Raw genomic sequence first — 2,099 nt, forward strand, 5'->3', positions numbered from 1 at the left:
GAATGGCGGCATTGGCGCCGCCGACCGCAAACAGCGACATCAATGCAAAGGTGAAGGCGAGCGCGACAAGCGGGTTGGATTCCGGATTCATGTCGCACTCCTTCGCATGGCGAAGGTGATGCCGATGCTGATGGGGATCGCCACCAGCAACACCGACGGCAACGGCAACCGCAACACGCCGATCGCGACGAACACAGCGATCATGACCAGAAGTCCGATCACGTCGCGCCGCTTGAAGAGCGGCGTCATCATCCGAAACACCGCCGAGAGCATCAACCCGATCGCCGCGCAGGCCACCCCGGATAGAATTCGCCGCAACACTTCGATTTCGCCGTAACGCTGATAAAGCGCGGCAAGGATGGTGACGATCACGACCGGCGGACCGACCAGTCCGGAGAAAGCGGCGATCGCGCCGGCAAGGCCACGAAACCGCGATCCGAACACGAAGGTGAGGTTCACGACATTCGGCCCGGGCAGGAAGTGGCACAGGGCGAAGGTCTCGTTGAATTCGTCGGCGGTCATCCAGCGGTGTTGATCGACGATACCGCGCCGTGCCCAGACCAGCACGCCGCCGAAGCCCGCGAGCGACATTTTCGCGAACGCCACAAACAGCGCGATCAGGGTGGGTGGTTTCGATGTGAGCCTCGAAACTTCCGGCGCCCCGATGGCGGCCGGCGGCGAATCTGGAGACATGGTGAAGAATTTAGAATGACCGCCCTGCACGGCCAATCAATATTGCGGTGATTTCCACTCGGAAAGCTGGGTTTTTCGTCCAAAGGGAGAAGTTTTCGGCTCTATTTTTCTCAACTTTTGCGCCCTATATTGGGGGTGCCGGTTCGCCGGCTATGGAAATAAATAACCGTCGCAATAAACCATTCGGACCCGGGGGCAGTACCCGGCGCCTCCACCCAAGCCCGCGGCACAGCTGGCGGGCTTCGGCGGGGGCGAACCAGGATCGACGAGGGCGTAAAGGGCGCGTTTTTTCCCGGTATGGTTCCGCCGATATCGGGCCATGCAATAGTTGCAAACGACAACTATGCTCCGGTTGCTCAGGCCGCTTAAGCGGTTTGAAAGACCATCTAAAGTCCTGACGGGTTAGCACCGTCAGGCGGGGTTCGGAGGCACCTGGCAACAGAAGCCTCCACTTCAATCTGCCATGCTTTTGGACGCCCTAATTTTCCTAAAGGCATTTCCGCAGCGCTACTGACCTCGGCCCGCCGGCGGGGTAGCATGGAGGATAGGGCCGAGTCGGGTCACCGGCTTCTTTCCGAAGATCGCAGACAGGAATCGAACGCGACAGGACCGATCATGGCGACGGATCATATTCGATACGACGTGCTGGCGCGCGACGCCCTGCGCGGGGTGCTTCGCCGCGTTTTGGCGGATGCCGCCGAACACGGCCTGCCGGGCGAGCACCATTTCTTCATCACCTTCCTATCCACCGCCGAAGGCGTGAAGTTGTCGCCCCGATTGCTGGCGCAATATCCGGAAGAGATGACCGTGATCCTGCAGCACCAGTTCTGGGATCTGGTGGTGAGCGAGGATCGTTTCGAGGTCGGGCTCTCCTTTGGCGGGGTCCCCGAACGTGTGGTGGTTCCCTTCAGCGCCATCAAGAGCTTCTTCGATCCTTCCGTGCAGTTCGGTCTGCAATTCGAGCCGCAGGACACGGTGGCCGAGACGCGCGACCGTGCGGCCCCCGCCGCCCCGGCCGCGCCTGCGTCTGCGCTGCCCGCTCCGCCGGCCGAGAGCGCGGGCGAGCCCGAAAAATCCGGCGAGGGCGCCGAAGTCGTGCGGCTGGACCGTTTCCGCAAGAAATAGTCCGCAAACACTCCCCTTCCCGCCGTAGAATGAACTGACAGGTACGCGCGGGGAGCAAGCTGATGGCCCGGTCCACCCAATCCCGTTCCGGTTCCACACGCACCGAGACCGACAGTTTCGGTCCGATTGAGGTTCCCGCCGATCGCTATTGGGGCGCACAGACCGAACGGTCACGGCAGAATTTTCGCATCGGCCAGGACCGCATGCCGATGGCGATCGTTCGCGCGCTCGGCATCGTCAAGCTCGCGGCGGCACAAACCAATCGCGAACTCGGCCTCATC

The 2,099-nt window shown here is 61.8% G+C and carries 3 protein-coding genes and 1 other RNA gene; 3 read left to right on the forward strand and 1 reads right to left on the reverse strand.

What is annotated here, in order from left to right; translation table 11 throughout:
• Positions 1-87 precede the first annotated feature (87 nt).
• Positions 88-693, reverse strand: coding sequence for a chromate transporter (locus tag VFL62_RS06345; protein ID WP_325171517.1), 606 nt, complete (start codon positions 691-693; stop codon positions 88-90).
• Positions 694-791: 98 nt separating this feature from the next.
• On the opposite strand from VFL62_RS06345, the gene ssrA reads away from it, so the two are divergent.
• The 3 genes from ssrA to VFL62_RS06360 all read left to right on the forward strand — a co-directional run.
• Positions 792-1,146: a transfer-messenger RNA gene (ssrA, locus tag VFL62_RS06350) on the forward strand.
• A 162-nt stretch (positions 1,147-1,308) separates the two neighbouring features.
• Positions 1,309-1,818, forward strand: coding sequence for an SspB family protein (locus VFL62_RS06355; RefSeq protein ID WP_325171518.1), 510 nt, complete (start codon positions 1,309-1,311; stop codon positions 1,816-1,818).
• 62 nt (positions 1,819-1,880) lie between these two features.
• Positions 1,881-2,099 (forward strand): lyase family protein (locus VFL62_RS06360; RefSeq protein ID WP_325171519.1); only part of this gene is annotated, 219 nt, incomplete at its 3' end.

This window comes from Bradyrhizobium sp. (genome assembly GCF_035701725.1).
Classification (GTDB): Bacteria; Pseudomonadota; Alphaproteobacteria; order Rhizobiales; family Xanthobacteraceae; genus Bradyrhizobium.

What these genes read in the sequence shown, in the direction of transcription:
- VFL62_RS06345 (WP_325171517.1), bottom strand. Translation starts at nt 693, where the DNA reads ATGTCTCCAGATTCGCCGCCGGCCGCCATCGGGGCGCCGGAAGTTTCG.
- VFL62_RS06355 (WP_325171518.1), top strand. Translation starts at nt 1,309, where the DNA reads ATGGCGACGGATCATATTCGATACGACGTGCTGGCGCGCGACGCCCTG.